The following is a 24,508-nucleotide window of genomic DNA, read 5'->3' on the forward strand; positions in this document are numbered from 1 at the left end:
TTGTGTCGTACGCAATTTTCGAGACTGACATAAATCCTGTAGGAGCAAGGCTTGCCCGCGATGGCGGTCTATCTAATGACGATTAAGCGTGAGCCAACTCCGAATGCTCATCCGCATCCAGCAGTTCTTTATCGGTCTGCTGCATGATCTGGCTGGTGATCGCACCGGCCGTTATCGAACCGCTGACGTTCAACGCCGTACGGCCCATATCAATCAACGGTTCAACCGAAATCAGCAACGCCACCAGTGACACCGGCAAGCCCATCGCCGGCAACACGATCAACGCGGCAAACGTCGCGCCACCGCCCACGCCGGCCACACCGGCCGAACTCAGCGTCACAATCGCCACCAGCGTCGCGATCCACAGCGGGTCCAGCGGGTTGATGCCCACGGTTGGTGCAACCATCACCGCCAACATCGCCGGGTACAGACCGGCACACCCGTTCTGGCCAATGGTCGCGCCGAACGAGGCGGCGAAACTGGCGATGGACTGCGGAATACCCAAACGGCTGGTCTGGGCTTCGATGCTCAGCGGAATGGTCGCGGCGCTGGAGCGGCTGGTGAAAGCAAACGTCAGCACCGGCCAGATCTTGCGGAAGAAACGCAGCGGATTGATCCCGGCCGCCGACACCAGCAGGCCATGGACCACAAACATCAGACCCAGCCCGATGTAGGAAACCACCACGAAACTGCCGAGTTTGATGATGTCTTGCAGGTTGGAGCCGGCGACCACTTTGGTCATCAGCGCCAATACGCCGTACGGAGTCAGCTTCATCACCAGACGCACCAGACGCATCACCCAGGCTTGCAGGGTGTCGATGGCGTTGATCACTTTCTGACCTTTTTCGACGTCATCTTTCAGCAGTTGCAGCGCCGCGACGCCAAGGAATGCAGCAAAAATCACCACGCTGATGATCGAGGTCGGCTTCGCGCGAGCGAGGTCGGCGAACGGGTTTTGCGGAAGGAACGACAGCAACAGCTGCGGCACATTCAGGTCGGCAACCTTGCCCGCGTAGTCGGTCTGGATGGTTTGCAGACGCGCCATTTCCTGAGTGCCAGCCACCAGGCCTTCGGCGGTCAGACCAAACAGGTTGGTCAAACCGATACCGATCAGCGCCGCGATGGCGGTGGTGAACAACAGCGTGCCGACGGTCAGGAAGCTGATCTTGCCCAGCGACGAGGCGTTATGCAGACGGGCCACGGCACTGAGGATCGAGGCGAACACCAGCGGGATCACGATCATTTGCAGCAACTGCACGTAACCGTTGCCTACCAGATCGAACCAGCCGATCGAGGCTTTCAGTACCGGGTTGCCGGCACCGTAAACGGTGTGCAGAGCCACACCGAAGACCACGCCCAGCACCAACGCGAGCAGGACTTTTTTCGCCAGGCTCCACGTGGTGTGACGGGTTTGCGCCAGGCCAAAGAGCAGGGCGAGGAACACCAGCAGATTGAGGATCAGCGGCAGATTCATTGGAACTCCGATAAAGACTTGTGCCGGCTACCTTCCGGGGCAGCCGCGAACCGGCAAGCCTAACAGCTTGATATTTAATGAATTAATATCAAAAACGTCTGAGTACTGTCGTTTTTGGAATAAGCGAGTGTCGCTGACGGGGATGCAACTGGCGCAATAGGTACGGTAGCGGTCGCTGACAGACGAGGACCGTCACACTTATTTGTTAGCGTCGATGTCTTTCACATTCAGGGTCTTTTAACAAGGAAGCATGCCGATGAAGCTCGCACCGAAATTTCTGGTCGCTGCACTCTGCCTGGGCCTCGCCGGCCAGGTATTCGCTACGGATTTGAAGCATTGGCCAGCCGAACAGGCCAAGGCGCTGGACGCAATGATTGCCGCCAACGCCAACAAAGGTAACTACGCGGTGTTCGACATGGACAACACCAGTTACCGCTACGATCTCGAAGAGTCGTTGCTGCCGTTCATGGAAAACAAGGGCCTGATCACCCGCGAGAAACTCGACCCCTCCCTGAAACTGATGCCGTTCAAAGACACCGCCGACCACAAGGAAAGCCTGTTCAGCTACTACTATCGCCTCTGCGAACTCGACGACATGGTCTGCTATCCATGGGTCGCGCAAGTGTTCTCCGGCTTCACCCTCCAGGAACTCAAAGGCTACGTCGATGAGCTGATGGCTTCCGGTAAACCGGTGCCGGCGACGTATTACGAAGGCGACGTGGTCAAGAAACTCGACGTCAACCCGCCGAAAATCTTCACCGGCCAGAAAGAGCTCTACAACAAGCTGATGGAGAACGGCATCGAGGTCTACGTGATGACCGCCGCCTCCGAAGAACTGGTGCGGATGGTCGCTGCCGATCCGAAGTACGGCTACAACGTCAAACCGCAGAACGTGATCGGGGTGAGCTTGTTGCTCAAGGACCCGAAGACCGGCGAGCTGACCACGGCGCGCAAGCAGATCACTGCGGGCAAGTATGACGAGAAGGCTAACCTCGGCCTCGAACTGACCCCGTACCTGTGGACTCCGGCGACCTGGATGGCCGGCAAGCACGCGGCGATCCTGACTTACATCGACGAGTGGAAAAAACCGGTATTGGTTGGCGGCGATACGCCGACCAGCGACGGTTACATGCTGTTCCACGATGTCGACGTGGCCAAGGGCGGCATCCACTTGTGGGTCAACCGCAAAGACAAATACATGACCCAGATTAACGGGATGATGGCCAAGCACGCCGCAGCTCAGGCCAAGGAAGGGTTGCAGGTCACGGCGGACAAGAACTGGGTGATCGTGAAGCCAGAAGAAATCCAGTAATAGATAGCCCGATCCTGCAGGCAACATAGATCCAATGTGGGAGCGGGCTTGCTCGCGAAAGCGGTCTGTCAGGAAAAATTGGTGTCGACTGACACTCCCTCTTCGCGAGCAATTCGAATCGTCGCACCGCCGCTCCCACACTTGACCGAGCTGGTCAAAAAAATGCCCCGCACTTGGCGGGGCATTTTTTTGTTCAACGGTTAAGCATCACAGCCCGTCGAGCATTGCCTTGTTACGCACGGCACCCTTGTCGGCGCTGGTCGCCAACAGGGCGTAGGCCTTCAGTGCGGTGGTCACCTTGCGTGGACGTTTTTCCACAGGCTTCCAGCCTTTCTGATCCTGCTCGGCACGACGGCCGGCCATTTCTTCGTCGCTGATCAACAGGTTGATCGAGCGGTTCGGAATGTCGATCAGCACTTTGTCGCCATCCTGCACCAGACCAATCGCGCCACCCGCCGCCGCTTCCGGGGATGCGTGGCCGATGGACAGGCCCGAGGTGCCGCCGGAGAAGCGGCCATCGGTGAGCAGGGCGCAAGCTTTGCCCAGGCCTTTGGATTTCAGGTACGACGTCGGGTACAGCATTTCCTGCATGCCCGGGCCGCCTTTCGGGCCTTCGTAACGGATGATCACGATGTCGCCAGCCTTCACTTCATCCGCAAGGATGCCGCGTACGGCGCTGTCCTGGCTTTCGAAGATCTTCGCGTTGCCTTCGAAGACGTGGATCGACTCGTCGACGCCAGCGGTTTTCACTACGCAGCCATCCAGCGCGATGTTGCCGTAGAGAACGGCCAGGCCGCCTTCTTTCGAGTAAGCGTGTTCGACACTGCGGATGCAGCCGTTTTCACGGTCGTCGTCCAGGGTTTCCCAACGGGTCGACTGGCTGAACGCGGTTTGTGTCGGGATGCCCGCCGGACCGGCCTTGAAGAAGTGATGCACCGCTTCGTCGTCAGTCTGGGTGATGTCCCACTTGGCGATGCCTTCAGCCAGGGTCTTGCTGTGCACGGTCGGCAGGTCGGTGTGCAGCAGGCCGCCACGGGCCAGCGAGCCGAGGATGCTGAAGATCCCGCCAGCGCGGTGCACGTCTTCCATGTGGTACTTCTGGATGTTCGGCGCAACTTTGCACAGTTGCGGCACGTGACGGGAGAGACGGTCGATGTCGCGCAGGTCGAAATCGATCTCGGCTTCCTGGGCCGCGGCCAGCAAGTGCAGGATGGTGTTGGTGGAACCGCCCATGGCGATGTCCAGCGTCATGGCGTTTTCGAACGCCTTGAAGTTGGCGATGTTGCGCGGCAATACCGACTCATCGTTGTCGCCGTAGTAACGCTTGCACAGCTCGACGATGGTGCGGCCGGCCTGCAGGAACAGCTGTTCGCGGTCGCTGTGGGTGGCGAGGGTCGAACCGTTGCCCGGCAATGCCAGACCCAGGGCTTCAACCAGGCAGTTCATCGAGTTGGCGGTGAACATGCCGGAGCACGAACCGCACGTCGGGCAGGCGCTACGCTCGTACTCAGCGACTTTCTCGTCAGAAGCGCTGGAGTCGGCGGCGATCACCATGGCGTCGACGAGGTCGAGACCGTGGCTGGCCAGTTTGGTCTTGCCGGCTTCCATCGGGCCGCCGGAAACGAAGATCACCGGGATGTTCAGGCGCAGGGCAGCCATCAGCATGCCTGGGGTGATCTTGTCGCAGTTGGAGATGCAGACGATGGCGTCGGCGCAGTGGGCGTTGACCATGTACTCGACGGAGTCGGCGATGATCTCGCGGCTCGGCAGCGAATACAGCATGCCGTCGTGGCCCATGGCGATGCCGTCATCCACGGCGATGGTGTTGAATTCTTTGGCTACACCGCCGGCGCGTTCGATTTCGCGGGCGACCAGTTGGCCCAGGTCCTTGAGGTGGACGTGGCCTGGTACGAACTGGGTGAAGGAGTTGGAAATGGCGATGATCGGCTTTTTGAAGTCGTCATCTTTCATCCCCGTTGCGCGCCACAGTGCGCGGGCGCCGGCCATGTTGCGGCCATGGGTGGATGTTTTCGAGCGGTAATCAGGCATGAAGCACTCCGGGCGGCTAATCAGGTATCAAAAGGGAAGTGAGCTTCTATTGACGTCTGGAACACTCAGAAATGGCCGTGTGTCCGGAAGTTGCCGATAACTTTGCGGGATCGCCGCGCGCTTCAGCTTGAGCTCATAAACCCGCCGGGGGATGACTGGCGATGAATGTCGCGATTCTACACGGCTGGCGTCAGGAGGGAATGCCGGAAAAGGGGGATCCAGCGCTGACGGAACGTGTGGGATGACGACCGGCAGGAATCACCCGCTATTCAGCGAGAGCTGCCGACGTGTGATCAGTGCATTGAAGGAAACGCCGACGGTGCTCAAGGCTAGGAAACTCAATGCGAGAGTCGTTTGCAGATGGGCTCCACTCAGATTGATCAGGGCGCTGATCAGGCCACCGAAGATAAATACCAGTGTGTTCCCGGCCGACGCCGAGGTACCGGCCATGTCCGGGAATACCTCCATCGCCTTCGAGGTGGCGACCGGCCGGGCGATGGTGGTGCCGGCGGTGCAGACAATCATCGGGATCAGCACCGTCAGGGTCGACAGCCCCATCACGTTTGAGAGCATGAGCATTACCAGCCCCGATAAGAAGATCAGGCTCAAACCAACAATGATCTGTGTATTGGGTGCGATCCGCCCGGCGAGGACTCGAGCGACAATGCCGCCGATGATGTAGGCCACGCCATACAGCAGCAGTGTCAGGGAAAACTCGTAGGCCGAAAGCCGTAACTGCTCCATGAAGATCAGGGGCGACATGACAATGAAGGAAAAGTGGCAGGTGAAGGCGATTGCGGCGATCAGCCAATAGCCGAGGAAACCCGCATCGCGACAGACGCGCCGGTAGGACTGAAGAATGCTTCGGCGCGGGGTTGTGGCGGTGTGCCGGTTTTCAAGAAAGAAGCAGGCCTTCAGGAACACGGCGGCGGCGAGGGCAATAAAGACAATGAAGCTTGCGGGCCAGTCCAGTGCCTGTTGCAACAGGGTGCCAGCCAGTGGCGAGACGGAAATGAAGATCCCGCTGACGGTGACCATCAGAATCCGTAGTTGATCCCGCTCCTTGCCGTCGAACAGGTCCTGGACCAGCGCCTGCGAGAGTACGAAGCAACCGCAGCCGATGGCCTGCACCACCCGGAACATCAGGAACCAGGCGTAGTCGGTGGACAGCACGCAACCAGTCGCGCCGACAATCGAGACCGCCATTCCCGCCAGCAGCAAACTTTTGCGCCCGATGACATCCGAGAGCGGCCCGACCAGTAGTTGGGAAAGTGCGATCCCGATGGCAAACAGGCTGATGGAAAACGCGATGTCACCTGGCGTGGTCCGGAAGTGTTCGGCCAGCGCCGGGAACGATGGCAGCAGAACATCCAGAGGGAAGACCCCGAGCATTACCATGGTCATTAACAGGGTGATTGCAGAGCGGCGGTGTTTGACACCGACCGCAGACTTTTCTTCATCCATCGACAAGGCCTGCCTGTGCGAAGAGCTGCTGGTTAAAAGGCAGTTCGAAAAAACCTGCCTTTTCCATTGCCTGTAGCGTCGCGCCTGCACCTGATCGGGCGCGCTGAAGGCAGGCTTGCGGGCCGGTCAGGGCACTGAGGATTTCTGCGACGCAATTCTCCCCGAGGCCCACGCTGTTCAGGCTTTCCTTCAGCCATCGCTCATCGACCTCAAAGAAAATCAGGAGGATGTCCACCAGCAGCTTCGCGGCGAACGTGCGTTGGCTGCTGTTCAGGGTCAGCCACAGATAATGGAACACTTCGCAAAAATAACGACTGTGTCGGGCCTCGTCGGTGAGGTGGTCCCTGAGCATTTCCTGGACGCTGGACACCAGTTCGTTGCGGCAAACCTCGAGCAGTTCCCTGGCGATGATGGTCTCGGACACGAAGCCGACGAGAAACCAGGCCAGCGCCTTATGCCTGTCAGGTGCGTGGTCAAGCAGGGCGTTCAGGCGGGTAATGCGGTGCGGCATCACCGGGCGTTGGGTCATGCCATAGAGGTCGGCTATCTGCTCGGCGAGACTATTGGAGAACAGCGCGTGATAACCCTCATCGGTATAGAGCTGGAGGGCGGCCGTTTTCATCCGTCGGGGGATGGACACACCGAGCTCATCATGAACGATGGTTTCCACGGAGCGGTTGACGATCCGATGTTCGAGCCGGGTGGTGTAGTCGAGGAAATACACCAGATGGTTGGCCGATAGTCGATGGGTGATCGCACTGCCGGCTGCTTCGATCACCGGGTGATTCAGGTAGGGCAAGAAGGCGGGTGGGAACCAGTGTCGTGTTTCCAGTTGCCGTTCCAGATCTGATGGCAATTGGTAGGTGTGCTCGCTGGTGCGTACCGAGGCCCGGGCATTCCAGTCGCCGAGTGTGAAGCGTTGGGCCCAGGCGTTGGGCAGTGACAGGTCGTCTGTGCAGGGCTCGGTCATTGTTGTGAGCCTCGGTTGCGCAGCAGCGCTTTCAATTCCTTGCACATCACTTGCCCGTCACTCTGGCCACAGCCAACAAAGAACAACGGTTGTTCGGCGCTGTCCTCGATCCCCAGCAACGTTTCGACCTGATCGTCGGCCAACGCACCGGTCAGCCAGGTGCTTAATCCAAGTGCGGTGGCCACCAGTTGAAAGGTCTGGGAAATATGACCTGCCTCGACGTAAGCCATTCGGTAGGCCCGCGAGTGTTCATATTTCCACCACAGTTTGTCGAAGCGAGCGGTGATGAACAGGCCGACTGGCAGGTTGTTGATGAAATGCTGCCCACACAACAACTGGCCCAAGGGCGAGTCAGGCACCGGATTGACGAAGCTCAAAGCATGTTCGTCGGGGTGGTAGGCGTAGAGCCCGGGATTCAGGCCGCTGACGTTCTGAACATGCAGAAAACCTTCGCAGGCATTCAGCCCGCCACCGGATGGACTGCTGCGCCGGGCGCCAAGACCTTCCGCGATGGTTTCGTCTATGTCGTTGTCGCGCTCACGTAGATAGCCAAGGGACAAATACAAAAGAGTGCCCACATCGTCGAGAGAAACCCCTTCACCCGTGAAGGAGCGACAGGTCTTTCGGTCGATCAACGTCTTTGCAAGTGCGCTTTGCGGCAGACAGGAAGGTTGGGGCAGGGCAATCCGCTCGCTTGTCGGGCGTTCTGTGAGGCTGATCTCCGGGGCAGGAGTGGCCAGTACTACAGCGCAATGGTCCAGATAGTGTCTCGACCATTCATTAATATCCTGGGGGACATATTCACAAGGAATGTTCTTGGTGCCGATATGAAATATCTTCGACAGTTCATCCCAGCCCCATTCAAGGGGGGCTTGTATTGAAGATGTGAGTATTCCTGCGTTCAGTAGTTGCGTGTCTATTATGTTGTTGTCATCAAATTTTTCAGGGTCGTCGATAAGGTGTGCGAGACGAATTGAATATTCAAGGTTCAATTCGAACTGTTTGTGGTTCTTGTAATCCCAGACTATTTGGTCGGGCGAACGAGGAAGTATAAATATATAAGGATTTATCTGCATGGTTGGCGATTCACTCTGGTCTTTGCCATAGAAAACGCTGGGTAGCCGGCACTCCCCAGCGTTTCATTTACTTAGCGGACTTTTGGCGCAACCAGAAAAGCCAGGTTGGCGATTTTGTTGGTTTCCAGAGTAATTGCTTTCATGTTTTGAACTCCTTGTAATTGATAGTGAGTGTCACTCCTTTGTGACGACTTAATCATAGTTTGTAATGAGTTCTTATCAAGGGGAGATTAGGTAGGAATGTTCCAGTAATTTTGTCGGATCGGTCTGAGGGTTGGATGAATCTTGTAAGTTCTGTCCGCTAAAATAAAAGACACAGCGAAACGTCCTGCAAGTCATTAAGACTGCTGGAGTAGGAAGTTGGAGAGTTCAATAACAGAAAACAGAACGGGGAGCCGGCTGGCTCCCCGTCAAACCGGCGAAATCAGCTGTTTGGCAGCAGGCGGCAGGTGATGCTCTTGATGTAGCGGGTTTCGGCGATGGCCGGGTGAACCGGGTGATCCGGGCCCTGACCGCCGCGCTCCAGCATCTGGATGTTGCGGTCCAGGTGACGGGCGCTGGTCAGCAGGATGTTCTGCAGATCGTCTTCCGGCAGGTGCATCGAGCACGAAGCGCTGACCAGGATGCCGTCCTTGCTGAGCAGGCGCATGGCTTGCTCGTTCAGGCGACGGTAGGCACCTTCACCGTTTTTCATGTCTTTCTTGCGTTTGATGAACGCCGGAGGATCGGCAACGATCACGTCGAAACGCTCTTCGCTGGCTTTCAGCTCTTTCAGGGCTTCGAACACGTCACCTTCAATGCAGGTCATCTTGTCGGCGAAACCGTTCAGCGCGGCGTTGCGCTCGACGCCGTCGAGGGCGAAGGCCGATGCGTCGACGCAGAACACTTCACTGGCGCCGAACGCAGCCGCTTGCACGCCCCAGCCACCGATGTAGCTGTACAGGTCGAGAACGCGCTTGCCTTTGGCATAAGGTGCCAGGCGTGCGCGGTTCATGCGGTGGTCGTAGAACCAGCCGGTTTTCTGTCCCTGGATGACGGGCGCTTCGAATTTCACGCCGTTCTCTTCCAGGGCAACCCACTCCGGCACCAGGCCGAACACGGTTTCGACGTAGCGGTTGAGGCCTTCGGCATCACGGGCAGCGGAGTCGTTCTTGAACAGAATGCCGCTAGGCTTGATCACTTGGGTCAGCGCTGCGATCACGTCTTCTTTATGGGCTTCCATGGTTGCCGAAGCGATCTGTACCACCAGGATGTCGCCGAAACGGTCGACTACCAGACCTGGCAACAGGTCGGAATCGCCGTAGACCAAGCGATAGAACGGCTTGTCGAACAGGCGATCGCGCAGGGACAGCGCGACGTTCAGGCGATGCACCAGCAGCGACTTGTCCAGCGGCAACTTGATGTCGCGCGACAAGAGGCGGGCGCAGATCAGGTTGTTCGGGCTCATGGCAACGATGCCCAGCGGCTTGCCGCTGGCCGCTTCGAGGATCGCCTGGTCGCCGGCCTTGAAACCGTGCAAAGGAGTAGCGGCTACATCGATTTCGTTGCTATAGACCCACAAGTGGCCGTTTCGCAGGCGACGGTCGGCGTTGGCTTTGAGGCGCAGGCTAGGCAGGGACATGACGTCGCTCCGGAAAAAAGAGCGGGAGTATAGCGTGTTGCGCACGGCCACGGTTTGGCGGATGGACATGCGGTGAGGAAGGGTCCGGCATTTGATGAAACTTCAGGCGATGGACCGGCCAGGGTGTCGGATCCAACTTTATAAGGGTTAGAATCGCCGCCTGTCCAAGAGTGTGTACTTATGTCCCCAGAGCTGACTTCCGAACAGATTCAACAGTCCCTGCAAGGCATCAGCGTGCCGGCCCAGCCGCAAATCATGGTGGATTTGCAGATGGAACAGTACATGCCCGATCCGGATCTGGAGGTGATCGCGAAGCTGATCTCCCAGGACCCGGGCCTCTCTGGCGCCTTGTTGAAAATCGTCAACTCGCCGTATTACGGCTTGAGCAACAAGATCGCCTCGATTCAGCGTGCGGTGAATCTGCTGGGCAGCCGCTCGATCATCAACCTGATCAACGCGCAGTCGATCAAGGGCGAGATGAACGACGACACCATCGTCACCTTGAATCGTTTCTGGGATACCGCTCAGGACGTGGCGATGACCTGCCTGACCCTGGCCAAGCGCATTGGCACCCAGGCCGGCGATGAAGCGTACGCGTTGGGCCTGTTCCATGACTGCGGCGTGCCGCTGATGCTCCAGCGCTTCCCCAACTACATGACCGTTCTGGAAGAGGCCTACGCCAATGCCAGCGCCGAATGCCGGGTGGTGGATACCGAGAATCGGGTGTTCAATACCAATCATGCGGTGGTGGGTTATTACACCGCCAAATCCTGGCGCCTGCCGGAGCATGTGACCGCCGCCATCGCCAATCACCACAATGCGTTGGCGATTTTCAGCGATGAGTCGTCGCGCAACAGTCAGCTGAAGAACCTGCTGGCGATCCTGAAAATGGCCGAGCACATTTGTGCGTCCTTCCGGGTGCTGGGCAACCAGCGTGATGACCACGAGTGGAACAGCATCGCACCGCTGGTCCTCGATTATGTCGGTCTCTCGGACTACGACTTCGAGACCCTCAAACAAACGATTCGTGACCTTGGCGCTCACCGCTGAGCGTTGCACAGCCTGATTCGAGAGCACCATGCCGGAACTGCCTGAAGTCGAAACCACCCGCCGCGGAATTGCGCCGCACCTGGAAGGCCAGCGCGTCAGCCGGGTGATCGTGCGTGAGCGGCGCTTGCGCTGGCCGATTCCCGAAGACCTGGATGTGCGGCTGTCCGGCCAGCGCATCGTGCTGGTGGAGCGACGCGCGAAGTACCTGTTGATCAATGCCGAGGTCGGCACGCTGATCAGCCATTTGGGGATGTCGGGAAATCTGCGTCTGGTGGAAGTCGGCACGCCGGTGGCCAAGCATGAGCATGTGGACATCGAGCTGGAATCCGGCCTGGCCTTGCGTTACACCGACCCGCGACGGTTTGGCGCGATGCTCTGGAGCCTCGACCCGCTCAACCATGAATTGTTGATTCGCCTGGGGCCGGAGCCGTTGACCGATCTGTTCGACGGCGAACGCTTGTTCCAGCAGTCCCGCGGGCGATCCATGGCGGTCAAACCGTTCATCATGGACAACGCGGTGGTGGTCGGCGTGGGCAATATCTACGCCACCGAAGCGTTGTTCGCGGCAGGTATCGACCCGCGTCGTGAGGCCAAGAGCATCTCTCGGGGGCGTTATCTGAAACTGGCGATCGAGATCAAACGCATTCTGGCGGCCGCTATCGAGCGCGGCGGCACCACACTGCGGGACTTTATCGGCGGTGACGGTCAGCCGGGTTATTTCCAGCAGGAGCTGTTCGTGTACGGTCGTGGCGGTGCGCCCTGCAAGGTTTGTGGCACGGAGTTGCGGGAAGTGAAGCTCGGGCAGCGCGCCAGCGTCTTTTGCCCGCGTTGTCAGAGCTGATACGCCTACGGTCTATAGTCAGTGTTCTGACTGCCCAACCCAAGGACCGTGCCATGAACCTGTTTCGAACCGTTGTCGTCGTTTTGCTGCTGAGCGTCGGTGCGCCAGCGCTGGCAGCAAACACGGGCAGCGGCGACCCGCGTTACACCATCCAGAATCCCCCGGCGTACGCCATGCTCGGCGATTTGCTGATTGCCCGACCCTTGCTGGTCGTGGCGACGGTGATTGGTGCCGGAGCGTTTGTGGTGTCGTTGCCGTTTACCGCATTGGGTGGCGGCGTTGGCGATGCGGGACAGGCGTTGGTGGTCGACCCGGCGAAAGCGGCGTTCGTGCGGTGTCTTGGGTGTGTCGGGGAAGGGTTTGAGCAGAGGGAGTGAGCCAGTTCGATCTTCGGTTTGGCTGATGACGTCTTCGCGAGCAAGCCCGCTCCCACATTGATCTGTGTCGCACTGCAGATCAACTGTGGGAGCGGGCTTGCTCGCGAAGAGGCCCGAATAAGCGCTACAAAAACCTCAGATTCAAGCCTTGCCGGTAATCTTCCGGTACTTCTCCATCAACTGCTCTTCAGTCTCCGGATGCGCCTCGTCCAGCGGAATGCAATCCACCGGGCACACTTGCTGGCACTGAGGTTCGTCGTAGTGGCCGACGCACTGGGTGCACAGGTTCGGGTCGATCACGTAGATCTCTTCGCCCTGGGAGATGGCGGCGTTCGGACACTCGGGTTCGCAGACGTCGCAGTTGATGCAATCGTCGGTGATGATCAGGGACATGCTAACTCCAGCCAGGGCGGAAAGCCCGGGCGCAATAAACCAATGCGCACAATTGTGCCGCATTGGCGCCCGCAGTGCACGCGGGCGCCGCTTGAGCGGTTGTTACTTCTTGAAGCGCTCGTTCAGGGCGTCCGCCACCGCGGGGTGGACGAACTTGGTGATATCGCCGCCCAGGGCTGCGATTTCACGGACCAGCGTCGAGGAAATGTACGAATAACGTTCGGACGGGGTAAGAAACAGACTTTCCACATCCGGCGCCAGCTGACGGTTCATGTTGGCCAGCTGGAATTCGTATTCGAAGTCCGACACTGCACGCAAACCACGCAGGAACACGTTGGCGTTCTTCTCTTTGGCGAAATGCGCCAGCAACGTCGAGAAGCCGACGACTTCAACGTTCGGCAGATGTTTAGTGACCTCGCGCGCCAGCTCCACACGCTGTTCCAGGGGAAACAACGGGTTTTTCTTCGGGCTGGCGGCGACGGCGATGATCACATGATCGAACAGGCGCGCGGCGCGTTCGACCAGATCGCCATGGCCCTTGGTAATAGGGTCGAAGGTACCTGGGTACAACACTCGGTTCATCGCGTCGTCCTGGCGGGAGTCCGTTGGGGAGTCGGATGGTATCGCAGCCTTCCCGGTCGGCCAAGTCGCCTTTTGGGTAAGAAAGCACTATGGACGATTGGAATATTCTCCCTTTTCATGGGTTTTTCAAACGTTCGGCCAAAGAAGTTGCCAGCTGCGCCGTCAGCCCGTAGACCGACAATTGCGGGTTTGCGCCAATGCTGGTGGGGAACAGCGAGCCGTCATGAATCGACAGATTGCCTAGTTGATGATGCCGGCCGAGGCTGTCGGTCACGGCGTTTTTCGGGTCTTCACCCATGGCACAACCGCCCATCACATGGGCGCTGCCCAGGCGTGTGCGATACAGCTCAAGGTTCAGGCCGTCGATCAGCGTGCGCGCTTCGGCCAGGGTTTTCACGTACCGAGCGTCGGCGTGCATCGGCATCACCGCATTGGCACCGCCCGCGAACTGGATTTCGGCCATGCTGTGGAACGCCCGGCGCAACCCGTCCCAGGCATACGGTGAAACCTGATAGTCGAGCACCGGCGTGCCGTCACCGCGCAACTCGACGCTGCCGCCGGGGCTGTCCGGGTGAAAGCCGTCCCGCAGCAACGCCAACATGGCGTGGGTGTGGGGCAGGTTTTCCATGTGTTGGGCGTTTTCCTTGCCGAAACCGCTGAGCAGGGTCGTGGCCAGTGCCGGGTGCAGCGGCGGCACTTCGAGTTTGTAAGACATTTTTCCGGTGGTGCCGTCCTGCCATTGGAAATGGTCGGAATAGATCGACTGTGGCGCGCCATAAAACGGGTTGATCACTTCGTCGAAAAGCCCTGCCGACATGTTCACCAGGTGCAGAAAAGTCCGTTTACCCAGCCGTTTGTGTGGGTCCGGCGCCTCAGAGCGCATCAGCAGCGCCGGACTGTTGATCCCGCCGCCAGCCAGCACGTAATGCCGCGCCTTGACCGTGATCGCGTGTCCGGTAGGCGCGACGCAGCGGTCGTCCATCGCTACGCAGTGCAAGCCTTTGACCTTGTCGCCGGCGATCAAGAGCTTTTCGGCGCGAGCCAGATAGAGCAACTCCCCACCTTTTTCCAGGGTCGCCGGGATGGTCGTGACCAGCATCGATTGCTTGGCGTTGGTCGGGCAGCCCATGCCGCAGTAGCCCAGGTTCCAACAGCCACGCACGTTGCGCGGGATCACATGCCAGGCGTAGCCGAGTTTTTCGCAGCCTTTGCGGATCACGTTGTTGTTGGCGTTGGGCGGGATCATCCAGGGGGCGACGCCCAGGCGTTGCTCCATTTTCTCGAACCACGGCGCCATCTCGGCCGGCGTGTGGCCTTTGACGTCGTGTTCCTTGGCCCAGTGGTCGAGGGTCGGGTCCGGCGTGCGAAAACTTGAGGTCCAATTGATCAGCGTGGTGCCGCCCACCGCCCGGCCCTGAAGGATGGTGATTGCGCCGTCCTTGCTCATGCGGCCGATACCTTCCTGATAGAGGCTGGTGTAGGCCTGGTCTTCGAGCATCTTGAAGTCGCTGCTGGTCTTGAGCGGGCCTTCTTCTATCAGCAATACCTTGTAGCCCGCGGCGCTGAGGATTTCGGCGGTGGTGCCACCGCCCGCGCCGCTGCCGATTATCGCCACGTCCGCTTCGAGGGTCAGGTCCTGGGTCAGTTGTGAACCGTTGTAGGTTTTCCAGCCACGGGCCAGGCCTTCGCGGAACGGATCGGGTACGGGCATCTTCAGGCTCTCTTGTTGTTATGTTGGTGAGGCGGCTGACGCCTTCGCGAGCAAGCCCGCTCCCACATGGGTATACGCGGTCCCCTGTGGGAGCGGGCTTGCTCGCGAAGGGCGCGCTGCGGTTTTAGACCGTTGGCGGTCCGGGATACCCGCAATGCGCCCACGACTCCGCCCGGCTGTACCACGCCATCATCACCAGTTGCTGTAACGAGCTATGGCCCATGCGCAGCAGACTCAACGAGCTGTTTTCCCAGCGATCGAGAAAGTGCCGAATATCGTCGGCACTGGCGTTTTCCCAGCTGCCCCAGATCCCGGTCAGTGGTCCGCGGGTGATGCTCATTCCCAGCACATCGAATAACTGCCGGGTCAGCTTGAGCATTTCCGGCGACAGATGATTCAGACCGTTATCCAGGCAGTGCAGGGTTTCACCGACGGCCGCCGGTGTTTTTTCGATGGCCACAGCACCGTCGAGCATTACCGGAATCAGAGCCTGCAGAAACAGCAAGTCACCGCTGCGCAGAATCGCGAAACCGCTGGCCGGCAGGCTCGATGAGCAGCCGCTGAGGCTCGCGCCCAAACCGGCGGTGGCGAGAAACGCGCTGGCGCCCAGGCTGAATTTAAGCAAGCCGCGCCGTGACAGCGCGGGTGTATCGGACAGACTTGGGCTCATTATTGTTATTACCCGAAGGGAATGATCGTTAGCGGATAAACAGTTTCTGAATCAGCTTCTGAATGGATTTTCCGTACGGCGGGTAGATCAATTTCGCCGCATTGAACCGCTGTTTGATCAGCACACCTTTGGCTTTGCTGAAGGTCAGGAAACCTTCGTGGCCGTGGTAATGGCCCATGCCCGAGGCGCCGATCCCGCCGAATGGCATGTCGTCCTGAGCGACGTGCAGCAGGGTGTCGTTCAGGCACACGCCGCCGGAATGGGTTTCGTGAAGTACGCGGTGTTGCTCACGCTTGTCGTAGCCGAAGTAATACAGGGCCAGTGGACGGGGTCGTTGATTGATGTAGGCAAAGGCCTGATCCAGATCCTTGTAGGGGACGATCGGCAACAGCGGGCCGAAGATTTCATCCTGCATCACCATCATGTCGTTGCTGACGTTGAGCAGCAGGCTGTGGCCCATGCGACGCCCCTGACCCTTGTCGAACAGCGGAATTAGCAGCGCGCCCTTGCTGGTGGCGTCGCTGATGTAACCGTTGAGACGCGCCAATTGTCGGTCATTGATGATCGCTGTGTAGTCTGGGTTGTCGGTCAAGGTCGGATAAAACCCGCGAACCGCCTGACGATAGGCTTCGACGAAAGCGCCTACGCGATCTTCCGGCACCAGTACATAGTCCGGGGCCACGCAAGTCTGCCCGGCGTTGAGCGTCTTGCCGAAGGCGATGCGTTCGGCAGCGTCCTTGAGTGGCACGTCGTGCGACACGATGGCCGGGGATTTGCCTCCGAGTTCGAGGGTCACCGGGGTCAGGTTCTCGGCCGCCGCACGCATCACGTGTTTGCCGATGCTGGTGGCGCCGGTGAACAGCAGGTGATCGAAACGCAATCTAGAGAAGGCCACACCGATATCGGCTTCGCCCAGTACCACGCAGACCAGGTCGTGCGGGAAGATTCGGCCCAGCAGTTCCTTGAGCAGCAAACCGGTGGCCGGGGTCGATTCGCTGAGCTTGAGCATCACCCGATTGCCTGCCGACAACGCGCCGACCAATGGCCCGATGGCCAGATACAGCGGGTAGTTCCACGGCACGATCACCCCGACCACACCCAAAGGTTGATAAACGACTTTGGCCGCCGCGGGTTGAAAGGCAATCCCGACCTTGCGCTTCGACGCCTTCATCCAGCCTTTGAGGTGCTGGCTGGCGTAGTGAATACCGTGCAGGCTGGGCATCAGTTCGGCGAGCAGGGTTTCATCGGCGCTGCGATGGCTGAAATCCTGGCTGATGGCATCGATCAATGCCTGGCGCTCATTGCTCAACAGATCGCGCAAGACTTTCAGCCATTGCTGGCGCTGGGCGGCGGGCGGCATCGGGTTGGCGGCATACGCCGAGCGTTGGGCGTCGAACAGGGTCTGGAGCTCTTCCAGGGGCTGCTGCAGGTTCTGCAAGTAGGCGATGTCAGCAGTCATGGTCGGCTCCGGATTTATTGTAATAAGGGTCTTTTTAGAGTCTATGCTCTAGAAAGTCAAATGACATCCTGGTGCAGCTTTGTTTTATCCACTCGCAGATAGGTCGTAAGATGCCGGTCAACGCACTTTGAATTAAAGCCCAAGCCATGGCCCCTCGGATCAAAACCAGCGAGCGCATCGTGCAGAACAGCCTGGAGCTGTTCAATCAGCAGGGTGAGCGCAGCATCAGCACCAACCACATTGCTGCCCATATGGAAATTTCCCCGGGCAACCTGTACTACCACTTCCCCAACAAGCAGGCGATCATCGCCGTGTTGTTCAGTGAGTACGAAAGCCTGGTGGACAGCTTCCTGCGCCCGCCCCAGGGTCGTGCCGCCACGGTCGAAGACAAGCGCTTCTACCTTCAGGAATTGCTGGCCGCCATGTGGCGCTACCGGTTTTTGCACCGCGACCTGGAACATTTGCTCGACAGTGATCCGGAGCTGGCCGCCCGTTATCGGCGCTTTTCCCAACGCTGCCTGATCCATGGCACGCACATCTACGCGGGCTTCGTCGAGGCCGGCATCCTGCAAATGGACAAGGTTCAGATCGAATCCCTGACGCTCAATGCCTGGATCATCCTGACGTCCTGGGTGCGTTTTCTGTGCACCACGCGTGAAAATTCCAATCACCTGAGCGAGCAAGCCATCAAGCGAGGCGTGTATCAGGTGCTGGTGCTGGAGGCCGGTTTCGTCACGGATCAATCTCGCGCCGCGGTAAACGCGCTGTTCGAGGAGTTTTACGTGCCGCTGGCCCAAGCGCTGGAAGAAGTGCAGTAGGATTCAAAACAGACTTAATCACAGGAGCCCGTTATGCCCATTGCGCAACTGATCAGCCCGCAAGCGTTGGACCTGAAAAAGGAGCAGCCGGGGCTGGTGATTCTGGATTGTCGTTTTGCCCTCGAAGACCCGGATTACGGTCAACGCAGCTATGCCGAAGGGCATATCGCAGGGTCGAGCTTTGCCGATCTTGAGCGTGATTTGAGCGGGACAGTGGTCAAGGGTGTGACCGGGCGGCATCCGTTGCCTGAACCTGAAGAGTTGATCGAACGTCTGCAAGCCTGGGGCGTCAACGCCGACAGCGATGTGATTTTGTACGACGACGGTCCGGGTGCGTACGCGGCGCGGGCCTGGTGGTTGCTGGCTTGGCTGGGCAAACGTGACGGCGTGTTCATTCTGGATGGCGGGCTCAAGGCCTGGCACGCGGCCGGGTTGCCCCTGAGTCTTGATGCGCCGCAGATTGAGCGTGGCACCTTCACGGGGGCGCCGGACAACGCGCTGGTCTTGAGCGCCGAACAGCTCCAGAAACGTCTCGGCCAGCCTGCGCTGACCCTGCTCGATGCCCGCGGCTTGCCGCGTTTCAAGGGCGAAGTAGAACCGATCGACCCGATTGCCGGGCACATCCCTGGCGCGCAATGTGCGGCGTTCACCGACAACCTGGGCAGCGACGGGCGTTTTCTGCCGGCAGATCAGCTCAAACAGCGTTTTGCCGAGAAGCTTGGTGATCGTTCGCCGACCGATCTGGTGGCGTACTGCGGTTCTGGCGTGACGGCCTGTCACAACCTGTTCGCGTTGTGCCTGGCGGGTTATCCGTTGGGCGCGTTGTATGCCGGTTCATGGAGCGAATGGATCAACGATCCTGCGCGGGGCGTCGCCAAGGGCGAGTAAACCTCAACCCAATGTGGGAGCGGGCTTGCTCGCGAATGCGGTGGGTCAGTCAACATAAGTTTCGACTGAAGCACCGCTTTCGCGAGCAAGTCGAATCGTCGCACCGCCGCTCCCACATTTGGATCGTCGTCGTCATCAAAGTCCGGGGAGTTGCCGGGCGCTGCGATACGCGCCCGGGCCCACGCCGTAAACCTGCTTGAACTGCCGACTCAGATGACTCTGGTCAGCAAACCCCAGCTGCGTCGCCACTTCAAGCGGCAAACAACCGCTCTGTAACAGCGCCCGCGCCCGAGCGATGCGCTGCTGCATCAGCCAGGTGTGCGGCGGCATGCCCGTGGCGCGGCGGAACACCCGGGCGAAGTGGAAGGGCGAAAGATTGACTGCCGCTGCCAGTTCTTCCAGCGAAGGCGGCGTCGCCAATTGTGCTTGCAGCAGATCCTTGGCCAGTGTCACCGCGCGATGTTCCTTGCCCGGCTTGCCGGCAATCGGCACGGCTGCGTGCCGTTGCAACAGCGACAGCATCATTTCCCGCCAGACCGTTTGTTGTTGCAGGGCCGTGGACGGACTCTCCAGCAGATGATGCAGTTGGCAGAAACCCTTCACCAGATCCGGATCGCGATACAGCGTGGCGCCAAATGCTGGCAAGTCGTTGGTCGGCAGTTCCAGTTCATCGAGTAGCGACAGAATCTGACCGCTGTCCGGATAGAACGCCCGATACAACCAACCCTCCTCAGTACCTTTATGGCCGGTGTGCAGTTCGTCCGGATTGATCAGCACCAGCGTGCCGCTACCGGCCAGGTGTTCGGCACCGCGATAGCGATAGCGTTGGGCGCCCGCCATGATCATGCCGATCACGTAACCGTCATGCACATGGGGCGCGAAACGGTGATCGATGTAGCGCGCGGACAATAACTCGACGCCGGCCAACGGCGCTGTTTGCCAGAATCGGATCGACTCGCCCTGATCGACGTCCATGGCCTTACTGACGACCCACGGCGGTCAGCCACTGCGGGATGCGGCGTTCCAGGTAGTAACCCGGTTGCCTGAACGAACCATCGACGAAGCCGACATGCCCACCCTTGGTCTGTAACTCGAATTGAGTGCAGGCGGACAATTCGTCGGCGTGCGGCAGGCTATGAGGAAATATAAACGGGTCATCGGTCGCTTGAATGATCAGGGTTGGCGTACGAATTTCGCCAAGGAAATAGCGACTTGAGGCGCGGTCATAGTAATCCTTGGCATCGGCAAAACCGTTCAGCGGCGCGGTGACTCGGCCATCGAAATCCCAGAACGTGCGCATGTTCTCCAGCGAGCCCAGCGCGGCCAATGCCGCCAGTCCTTCCTCGCGCCCATCGTGCTGGAACTGGCGCTGCTTGTTTTTAATGTAGGCCACCATCTCGCGCATGAAATGCGCCTGATAGACCTTGGAGAAACCCTGGCCGATACGGTCGGCGCATTGATCGAGACGAAACGGCACCGACACCGCCACCGCACCGACCACGCCACTATTGCTGCCGGATTCGCCCAAGTGCTTGAGCAACACATTGCCGCCCATGGAATAGCCGACCGCATACAACGGCGCGAGCGGTCGTTGGGCCTTCAGGTGTTTGATGGTTTCGGCCAGGTCTTCACTGGCGCCGGAATGGTAGCTGCGCGGCAACAGATTTGGCTCGCCGGAACAGCCGCGCCAGTTCAGTGCGACGCTGGCCCAGCCTTGGGCACCCAGTGCTTTCTGCACCCCGGCCACGTAAGGCGAATTGGAAGAACCAGTCAGGCCGTGCAACACCAGTACCAGTGGTGCCTCGGCGTTGTGCGGGCCGTGCCAGTCGAGATCGAGAAAGTCGCCATCCTCAAGCCACAAGCGTTCGCGCTGGCGTTCGATGTGCGTGGTTTTGCGCCACAGCGGTCCCCACAAGGTTTGCAAGTGCGGGTTGCCGAGGCCGAAGGCGGGGGTGAAGCGTTCTGGCGTTTGGGGCACGATGGTTCTCGATGCAGCGGTGCGAGCCTCGCTTGAGGCGCGCACCTTTTTCAGGCCGGTTGGTTAACCGGCAATCTCTGCCATACGTTGCCACAACGCGTAATACACCCGCCCGGATTTCTGCTCCCGGTGCAGGCGCCAGTTGCCTGGTAAGCCAAGGCTCGATGGCGCATTCTCGCTTTCAGTGTAGATCCATGCTTCGTCGGCCAGCCACTGACGCTCTTCAAGTAATGCGCAAACGCCCGGCAACAGGTTCTGGTTGAACGGCGGGTCGAGGAACACCAGGTCGTAAGCAGTCGCCGTCTGGGTTTCCAGGTAGCGCAGGGCATCGGCGGTCTGAATCTGGCCGGTGGTGCAGCGCAGCGTGCCCAGATGTTCCTTGATACTGGCGACCGCGATGTTACTGGCGTCCAGCGCCTGACCCATGGCCGCGCCACGGGACAAGGCTTCGAGGAACAACGCGCCGCTGCCGGCGAACGGGTCCAGAACCTTGGCGCCAGCGACATAAGGCGCGAGCCAGTTGAACAGGGTTTCACGCACCCGGTCCGGGGTAGGGCGCAGCCCCGGTGCATCCGGGAAACTCAGCTTTCGGCTGCCCCATTCGCCGCCGATGATGCGCAGTTGGTTCACGCCGTTATGGACGTTGTGAACAGGTTTTTTAGGACGAGTGGCCATTAATGCTCCGGAACCCCGAGCGGTTGCTCGGCAGGTTTATCAGTTGGGGCCGGTAACGGCTTTTGCGGCACGGTCGGGCCAGCGCTGACGATGACCATTTTGTCCGTGCTCAAGTGTTTGTTCAGTGCGGTTTTGACCTGCTCGACCGTCAGGCTCTGGGACTCGCGCATAAAGTCATCCAGATAACTCAGCGGCAGGTTGTAGAAACCCATGGCGCCGAGTTGGCCGACGATATCGGCGTTGCTGGCGGTGGACAGCGGGAAGCTGCCGGCCAGTTCACGCTTGGCGTCGTCGAGTTCTTTCTGGGTCGGGCCGGTTTTAAGGTAGTCGGCGAGCACGTCCTGCACCAGTTTCAGCGTGCCTTCGCTCATCTCGGCGCGGGTTTGCAGGTTGATCATGAACGGGCCGCGAGCCTGCATCGGGGTGAAGCCCGAATACACGCCATACGTCAGGCCGCGCTTCTCGCGCACTTCGCTCATCAACCGCGTGCCGAAGCCACCGCCGCCAAGAATCTGATTACCCATGGACAGTGCCGCGTAGTCCGGGTCGTCACGGTCGATGCCCAATTGCGCGAGCATCAGGTTGGTCTGCTTGGACGGAAACTCGATGTGACCGATGCTGGCTTTCGGTTCCTCCGGTTGCGGGATTTTCGCCAGCTCCGGGCCTTTTGGCAGCGCGCTGGAGACTTGCGCAGCAATCGCCTCCGCCTCGGCACGAGACAGGTCGCCCACCAGCGCAATCACCACGTTGCCAGCCGCGTAGGCTTTCTCATGGAACGCTTTCAGTTGAGCCAGTGTGATCGCTGGAACGGTTTTCGCCGTGCCATCGCTGGAGTGCGCGTACGGGTGATCGCCGTACAGGCGGTTCATCAGCTCCAGGCTCGCGAGTTTGCCCGGGTTCTGCTTCTGGTACTCGAAACCGGCGAGCATCTGGTTCTTGATGCGTGCAAAGGAATCGGCAGGGAAGGTCGGTTTGCCGATGACTTCAGAGAACAACTTCAGGGCCGGTTCGCGTTTGTCCGCGGCGCTGAGGCTGCGTAGGGAAGCCAGTGCCATGTCTTTAAATGCGCCGTTGCCAAAGTCTGCGCCCAGGCCTTCGAAGCCCTGAGCAATGGCGCCGACATCTTTGCCGGCCACACCTTCGTTGAGCATGGCGTTGGTCAGCACGGAGAGGCCAGGTGCGTCGCCGTCCTGGCTGCTGCCGGCGGCGAAGATCAGGCGCATGTCGAACATCGGCAGCTCCCGGGCTTCAACGAACAGCACCTTGGCGCCCTCGGCGGTTTTCCAGGTCTGCACGTCCAGGGTGCGGTGGCTTGGCGCTTTGCCGTCGAGTTCGGCCAGCGATTGCAGCTTCTGACTGGCCTTGGCCTTGTCGAGGGCTTCGCTGGCCTTGGATTCGTCGGTCTTTGAAAAGTAAAACGCGGCAGACCCGATCAATGCGACAGCGATCAGGCCCATCAGGACCAGGCGCGGTTTTTTACGCTCACTCATGAGTCGTCTCCTCCGGCAATACATGGGCGACGCTGAGACGTTCGCGGGTGAAATACAGCTTGGCGGCTTTCTGAATATCTTCCGGAGTCACGCTTTCCAGCTCGGCGAGTTCGGTGTCCATCAGCTTCCACGACAGGCCGACAGTTTCCAGTTGGCCAATAGCGGTGGCCTGGCTGGTGATCGAGTCACGCTCGTAAACCAGGCCGGCGATGACCTGCGCGCGGACTCGCTCCAGTTCTTCAGCGGACGGCGCGGTGGTTTTCAGCTGTTCGAGCAGCTTCCACAGGCCCGCTTCGGCCTGGGCCATGGTTTTCTTTTTCTGGGTATTGGGCGTTGCCGACAAGGTGAACAGGCTGTCGCCACGGGTATAGGCGTCGTAACTCGACGAACCGCCGGAGACCAGCTCTTCGCCGCGCTCCAGTTGTGTCGGGATACGTCCGCTGTAGCCGCCGTCGAGCAGGGCGGAGATCAGGCGCAAGGCGTTGACCGAGCGTTTGTCTTCAGCGGTGGCGATGCTTGGCACGTTGAAACCCAGCATCAGGCTCGGCAATTGGGTCTTCACATGCAGGGTGATCTGCCGTTCGCCGGGTTCGGCCAGTTCCAGCGGTATTTTCGCCGATGGCACGTCACGTTTGGCGATAGGGCCGAAGTAACGCTGGGCGAGGGTTTTGACCTCGTCCGGGGTCACGTCACCGACCACCACCAACGTGGCGTTGTTCGGCACGTACCAGGATTGGTACCAGTGGCGCAGCTCTTCGACTTTCATGCGGTCCAGGTCAGCCATCCAGCCGATGGTCGGCGTGTGGTAACCGCTGGCCGGGTAGGCCATGGCCTTGAAGCGTTCGTAGGCCTTGGACATCGGCTTGTCGTCAGTGCGCAGGCGACGCTCTTCTTTAATGACTTCGATCTCGCGGGCGAACTCGTCGGCCGGCAGACGCAGGCTGGCCATGCGGTCGGCTTCCAGCTCGAAGGCCACGCCCAGACGGTCGCGGGCCAGCACCTGGTAATACGCCGTGAAGTCATCGCTGGTGAAAGCGTTCTCTTCGGCGCCGAGGTCGCGCAGGATCAGCGACGCTTCGCCGGGGCCGACTTTCTCGCTGCCCTTGAACATCATGTGTTCCAGAGCGTGGGACAAACCGGTCTGACCCGGGGTCTCGTAACTAGAGCCGACCTTGTACCAGACTTGGGAAACCACCACCGGTGCACGATGGTCTTCGCGCACGACGACCTTCAGGCCGTTATCGAGGGTGAATTCGTGAGTGGGTTGTGGATCGGCAGCCAGGGCCGAGAGGGGCAGACAAACTGTGCTGAGCAGCAGGCCTGCAGCGCGGCGGGCTAGAGCATTCATTCGTTTTTAAACCTTTGGGGCTGCCCGCTTGGTCTTAGCCTAGGCGGGCGAGGAGGTGCTAGGATACTGATCCGTTTTACTGGCGGCCACGCCTATCAGGCCTTTGATCGGTCAGCAGGTTGTTTGGGGTTACGGCGGTAGCTTTGAGTTTGTCAGCTAAACTCTGCGTTTTCGCCGACGATGCCGTTCCAGTCCTTCGTATTAGTCGACCTTTGAGGTGCTGTTTGCACCTCGACAAAATGTTGCGCGTGAACAAGCTGGG

At 59.5% G+C, this 24,508-nt stretch carries 22 protein-coding genes; 6 read left to right on the forward strand and 16 right to left on the reverse strand.

What is annotated here, in order from left to right; all coding sequences use genetic code 11:
• Window positions 1–82 precede the first annotated feature (82 nt).
• Entirely contained in the window at window positions 83–1,474 is a 1,392-nt protein-coding gene (locus CKW16_RS02365) for an L-cystine transporter (RefSeq protein WP_095127056.1), read from the reverse strand.
• 256 nt (window positions 1,475–1,730) lie between these two features.
• On the opposite strand from CKW16_RS02365, the gene CKW16_RS02370 reads away from it, so the two are divergent.
• Window positions 1,731–2,786: a phosphorylcholine phosphatase gene (locus tag CKW16_RS02370; RefSeq protein WP_095127057.1), complete on the forward strand. Its 1,056-nt coding sequence runs from the start codon at window positions 1,731–1,733 to the stop codon at window positions 2,784–2,786.
• Between the two features lie 207 nt (window positions 2,787–2,993).
• Here CKW16_RS02370 and ilvD read toward each other — a convergent pair whose 3' ends face one another.
• The 5 genes from ilvD to CKW16_RS02395 form a co-directional block, all read right to left on the reverse strand.
• Window positions 2,994–4,835 carry a dihydroxy-acid dehydratase gene (gene ilvD, locus CKW16_RS02375; RefSeq protein WP_008150549.1) on the reverse strand — a complete coding sequence of 614 codons (1,842 nt, stop codon included), beginning with the start codon at window positions 4,833–4,835 and terminating at the stop codon, window positions 2,994–2,996.
• Window positions 4,836–5,093: 258 nt separating this feature from the next.
• Window positions 5,094–6,299: a multidrug effflux MFS transporter gene (locus CKW16_RS02380; RefSeq protein WP_095127058.1), complete on the reverse strand. Its 1,206-nt coding sequence runs from the start codon at window positions 6,297–6,299 to the stop codon at window positions 5,094–5,096.
• Complete coding sequence (locus tag CKW16_RS02385) at window positions 6,292–7,269, reverse strand: diiron oxygenase (RefSeq protein ID WP_095127059.1); 978 nt, start codon at window positions 7,267–7,269, stop codon at window positions 6,292–6,294. Before CKW16_RS02385 ends, CKW16_RS02380 begins: the two co-directional genes overlap by 8 nt.
• The gene (locus tag CKW16_RS02390) at window positions 7,266–8,345 is read right to left on the reverse strand and encodes a SagB family peptide dehydrogenase (RefSeq protein ID WP_095127060.1); all 1,080 of its coding nucleotides are present in this window, start codon (window positions 8,343–8,345) and stop codon (window positions 7,266–7,268) included. The genes CKW16_RS02385 and CKW16_RS02390 overlap by 4 nt, the downstream gene beginning before the upstream one ends.
• Window positions 8,346–8,769: 424 nt before the next feature.
• Entirely contained in the window at window positions 8,770–9,966 is a 1,197-nt protein-coding gene (locus tag CKW16_RS02395; RefSeq protein ID WP_033060516.1) for a class I SAM-dependent rRNA methyltransferase, read from the reverse strand.
• A 234-nt stretch (window positions 9,967–10,200) separates the two neighbouring features.
• Between CKW16_RS02395 and CKW16_RS02400 the strand changes: the two genes are divergently transcribed.
• From CKW16_RS02400 to CKW16_RS02410, 3 genes are read left to right on the forward strand one after another with little or no spacing between them, the layout of a single operon-like run.
• Window positions 10,201–11,016: an HDOD domain-containing protein gene (locus CKW16_RS02400; protein ID WP_176471508.1), complete on the forward strand. Its 816-nt coding sequence runs from the start codon at window positions 10,201–10,203 to the stop codon at window positions 11,014–11,016.
• A gap of 28 nt (window positions 11,017–11,044) precedes the next feature.
• Window positions 11,045–11,857, forward strand: coding sequence for a bifunctional DNA-formamidopyrimidine glycosylase/DNA-(apurinic or apyrimidinic site) lyase (gene mutM, locus CKW16_RS02405; protein WP_095127062.1), 813 nt, complete (start codon window positions 11,045–11,047; stop codon window positions 11,855–11,857).
• 53 nt (window positions 11,858–11,910) lie between these two features.
• Complete coding sequence (locus tag CKW16_RS02410; protein WP_056738916.1) at window positions 11,911–12,234, forward strand: hypothetical protein; 324 nt, start codon at window positions 11,911–11,913, stop codon at window positions 12,232–12,234.
• A gap of 141 nt (window positions 12,235–12,375) precedes the next feature.
• Here CKW16_RS02410 and CKW16_RS02415 read toward each other — a convergent pair whose 3' ends face one another.
• The 5 genes from CKW16_RS02415 to CKW16_RS02435 all read right to left on the reverse strand — a co-directional run bounded on the left by CKW16_RS02415 (window position 12,376) and on the right by CKW16_RS02435 (window position 17,049).
• On the reverse strand, window positions 12,376–12,627 hold the full coding sequence (locus tag CKW16_RS02415) for a YfhL family 4Fe-4S dicluster ferredoxin (protein ID WP_003195146.1): 252 nt from the start codon (window positions 12,625–12,627) through the stop codon (window positions 12,376–12,378).
• 102 nt (window positions 12,628–12,729) lie between these two features.
• Complete coding sequence (coaD, locus tag CKW16_RS02420) at window positions 12,730–13,209, reverse strand: pantetheine-phosphate adenylyltransferase (RefSeq protein ID WP_046053691.1); 480 nt, start codon at window positions 13,207–13,209, stop codon at window positions 12,730–12,732.
• Between the two features lie 115 nt (window positions 13,210–13,324).
• Window positions 13,325–14,920, reverse strand: a complete 1,596-nt coding sequence (locus CKW16_RS02425) for a GMC family oxidoreductase (RefSeq protein ID WP_095127063.1) — start codon at window positions 14,918–14,920, stop codon at window positions 13,325–13,327.
• A 124-nt stretch (window positions 14,921–15,044) separates the two neighbouring features.
• Complete coding sequence (locus CKW16_RS02430; RefSeq protein ID WP_095127064.1) at window positions 15,045–15,590, reverse strand: twin-arginine translocation pathway signal protein; 546 nt, start codon at window positions 15,588–15,590, stop codon at window positions 15,045–15,047.
• Window positions 15,591–15,618: 28 nt separating this feature from the next.
• On the reverse strand, window positions 15,619–17,049 hold the full coding sequence (locus tag CKW16_RS02435) for a coniferyl aldehyde dehydrogenase (RefSeq protein WP_095127065.1): 1,431 nt from the start codon (window positions 17,047–17,049) through the stop codon (window positions 15,619–15,621).
• Window positions 17,050–17,195: 146 nt separating this feature from the next.
• Between CKW16_RS02435 and CKW16_RS02440 the strand changes: the two genes are divergently transcribed.
• Both CKW16_RS02440 and CKW16_RS02445 read left to right on the forward strand, forming a co-directional pair.
• On the forward strand, window positions 17,196–17,867 hold the full coding sequence (locus CKW16_RS02440; RefSeq protein WP_095127066.1) for a TetR/AcrR family transcriptional regulator: 672 nt from the start codon (window positions 17,196–17,198) through the stop codon (window positions 17,865–17,867).
• A 33-nt stretch (window positions 17,868–17,900) separates the two neighbouring features.
• Window positions 17,901–18,755, forward strand: a complete 855-nt coding sequence (locus CKW16_RS02445; protein ID WP_095127067.1) for a sulfurtransferase — start codon at window positions 17,901–17,903, stop codon at window positions 18,753–18,755.
• 135 nt (window positions 18,756–18,890) lie between these two features.
• On the opposite strand, the gene CKW16_RS02450 is transcribed toward CKW16_RS02445, so the two are convergent.
• The 5 genes from CKW16_RS02450 to CKW16_RS02470 form a co-directional block, all read right to left on the reverse strand.
• Entirely contained in the window at window positions 18,891–19,730 is an 840-nt protein-coding gene (locus CKW16_RS02450; protein WP_095127068.1) for an AraC family transcriptional regulator, read from the reverse strand.
• Window positions 19,731–19,734: 4 nt separating this feature from the next.
• Entirely contained in the window at window positions 19,735–20,733 is a 999-nt protein-coding gene (locus tag CKW16_RS02455) for a hydrolase (RefSeq protein ID WP_095127069.1), read from the reverse strand.
• Between the two features lie 63 nt (window positions 20,734–20,796).
• The gene (rsmD, locus tag CKW16_RS02460) at window positions 20,797–21,408 is read right to left on the reverse strand and encodes a 16S rRNA (guanine(966)-N(2))-methyltransferase RsmD (protein ID WP_033060498.1); all 612 of its coding nucleotides are present in this window, start codon (window positions 21,406–21,408) and stop codon (window positions 20,797–20,799) included.
• Entirely contained in the window at window positions 21,408–22,898 is a 1,491-nt protein-coding gene (locus tag CKW16_RS02465) for a pitrilysin family protein (protein WP_095127070.1), read from the reverse strand. The genes rsmD and CKW16_RS02465 overlap by 1 nt, the downstream gene beginning before the upstream one ends.
• Window positions 22,891–24,246 (reverse strand): pitrilysin family protein, encoded by a 1,356-nt coding sequence (locus CKW16_RS02470; RefSeq protein ID WP_095127071.1) that lies wholly within the window; start codon window positions 24,244–24,246, stop codon window positions 22,891–22,893. The genes CKW16_RS02465 and CKW16_RS02470 overlap by 8 nt, the downstream gene beginning before the upstream one ends.
• Window positions 24,247–24,508 lie beyond the last annotated feature (262 nt).

It is taken from the genome of Pseudomonas sp. Irchel s3h14, assembly GCF_900187425.1.
Lineage (GTDB): Bacteria > Pseudomonadota > Gammaproteobacteria > Pseudomonadales > Pseudomonadaceae > Aquipseudomonas.

Bases quoted from the DNA above. Each gene is read 5' to 3' on its own strand.
- CKW16_RS02395 (WP_033060516.1), bottom strand. From the start codon at position 9,966: ATGTCCCTGCCTAGCCTGCGCCTCAAAGCCAACGCCGACCGTCGCCTG.
- CKW16_RS02415 (WP_003195146.1), bottom strand. From the start codon at position 12,627: ATGTCCCTGATCATCACCGACGATTGCATCAACTGCGACGTCTGCGAA.
- CKW16_RS02370 (WP_095127057.1), top strand. From the start codon at position 1,731: ATGAAGCTCGCACCGAAATTTCTGGTCGCTGCACTCTGCCTGGGCCTC.
- CKW16_RS02465 (WP_095127070.1), bottom strand. From the start codon at position 22,898: ATGAGTGAGCGTAAAAAACCGCGCCTGGTCCTGATGGGCCTGATCGCT.
- ilvD (WP_008150549.1), bottom strand. From the start codon at position 4,835: ATGCCTGATTACCGCTCGAAAACATCCACCCATGGCCGCAACATGGCC.
- CKW16_RS02380 (WP_095127058.1), bottom strand. From the start codon at position 6,299: ATGGATGAAGAAAAGTCTGCGGTCGGTGTCAAACACCGCCGCTCTGCA.
- CKW16_RS02365 (WP_095127056.1), bottom strand. From the start codon at position 1,474: ATGAATCTGCCGCTGATCCTCAATCTGCTGGTGTTCCTCGCCCTGCTC.
- CKW16_RS02425 (WP_095127063.1), bottom strand. From the start codon at position 14,920: ATGCCCGTACCCGATCCGTTCCGCGAAGGCCTGGCCCGTGGCTGGAAA.
- rsmD (WP_033060498.1), bottom strand. From the start codon at position 21,408: ATGGCCACTCGTCCTAAAAAACCTGTTCACAACGTCCATAACGGCGTG.
- CKW16_RS02450 (WP_095127068.1), bottom strand. From the start codon at position 19,730: ATGGACGTCGATCAGGGCGAGTCGATCCGATTCTGGCAAACAGCGCCG.
- CKW16_RS02440 (WP_095127066.1), top strand. From the start codon at position 17,196: ATGGCCCCTCGGATCAAAACCAGCGAGCGCATCGTGCAGAACAGCCTG.
- CKW16_RS02385 (WP_095127059.1), bottom strand. From the start codon at position 7,269: ATGACCGAGCCCTGCACAGACGACCTGTCACTGCCCAACGCCTGGGCC.
- CKW16_RS02390 (WP_095127060.1), bottom strand. From the start codon at position 8,345: ATGCAGATAAATCCTTATATATTTATACTTCCTCGTTCGCCCGACCAA.
- CKW16_RS02410 (WP_056738916.1), top strand. From the start codon at position 11,911: ATGAACCTGTTTCGAACCGTTGTCGTCGTTTTGCTGCTGAGCGTCGGT.
- CKW16_RS02470 (WP_095127071.1), bottom strand. From the start codon at position 24,246: ATGAATGCTCTAGCCCGCCGCGCTGCAGGCCTGCTGCTCAGCACAGTT.
- mutM (WP_095127062.1), top strand. From the start codon at position 11,045: ATGCCGGAACTGCCTGAAGTCGAAACCACCCGCCGCGGAATTGCGCCG.
- coaD (WP_046053691.1), bottom strand. From the start codon at position 13,209: ATGAACCGAGTGTTGTACCCAGGTACCTTCGACCCTATTACCAAGGGC.
- CKW16_RS02445 (WP_095127067.1), top strand. From the start codon at position 17,901: ATGCCCATTGCGCAACTGATCAGCCCGCAAGCGTTGGACCTGAAAAAG.
- CKW16_RS02435 (WP_095127065.1), bottom strand. From the start codon at position 17,049: ATGACTGCTGACATCGCCTACTTGCAGAACCTGCAGCAGCCCCTGGAA.
- CKW16_RS02430 (WP_095127064.1), bottom strand. From the start codon at position 15,590: ATGAGCCCAAGTCTGTCCGATACACCCGCGCTGTCACGGCGCGGCTTG.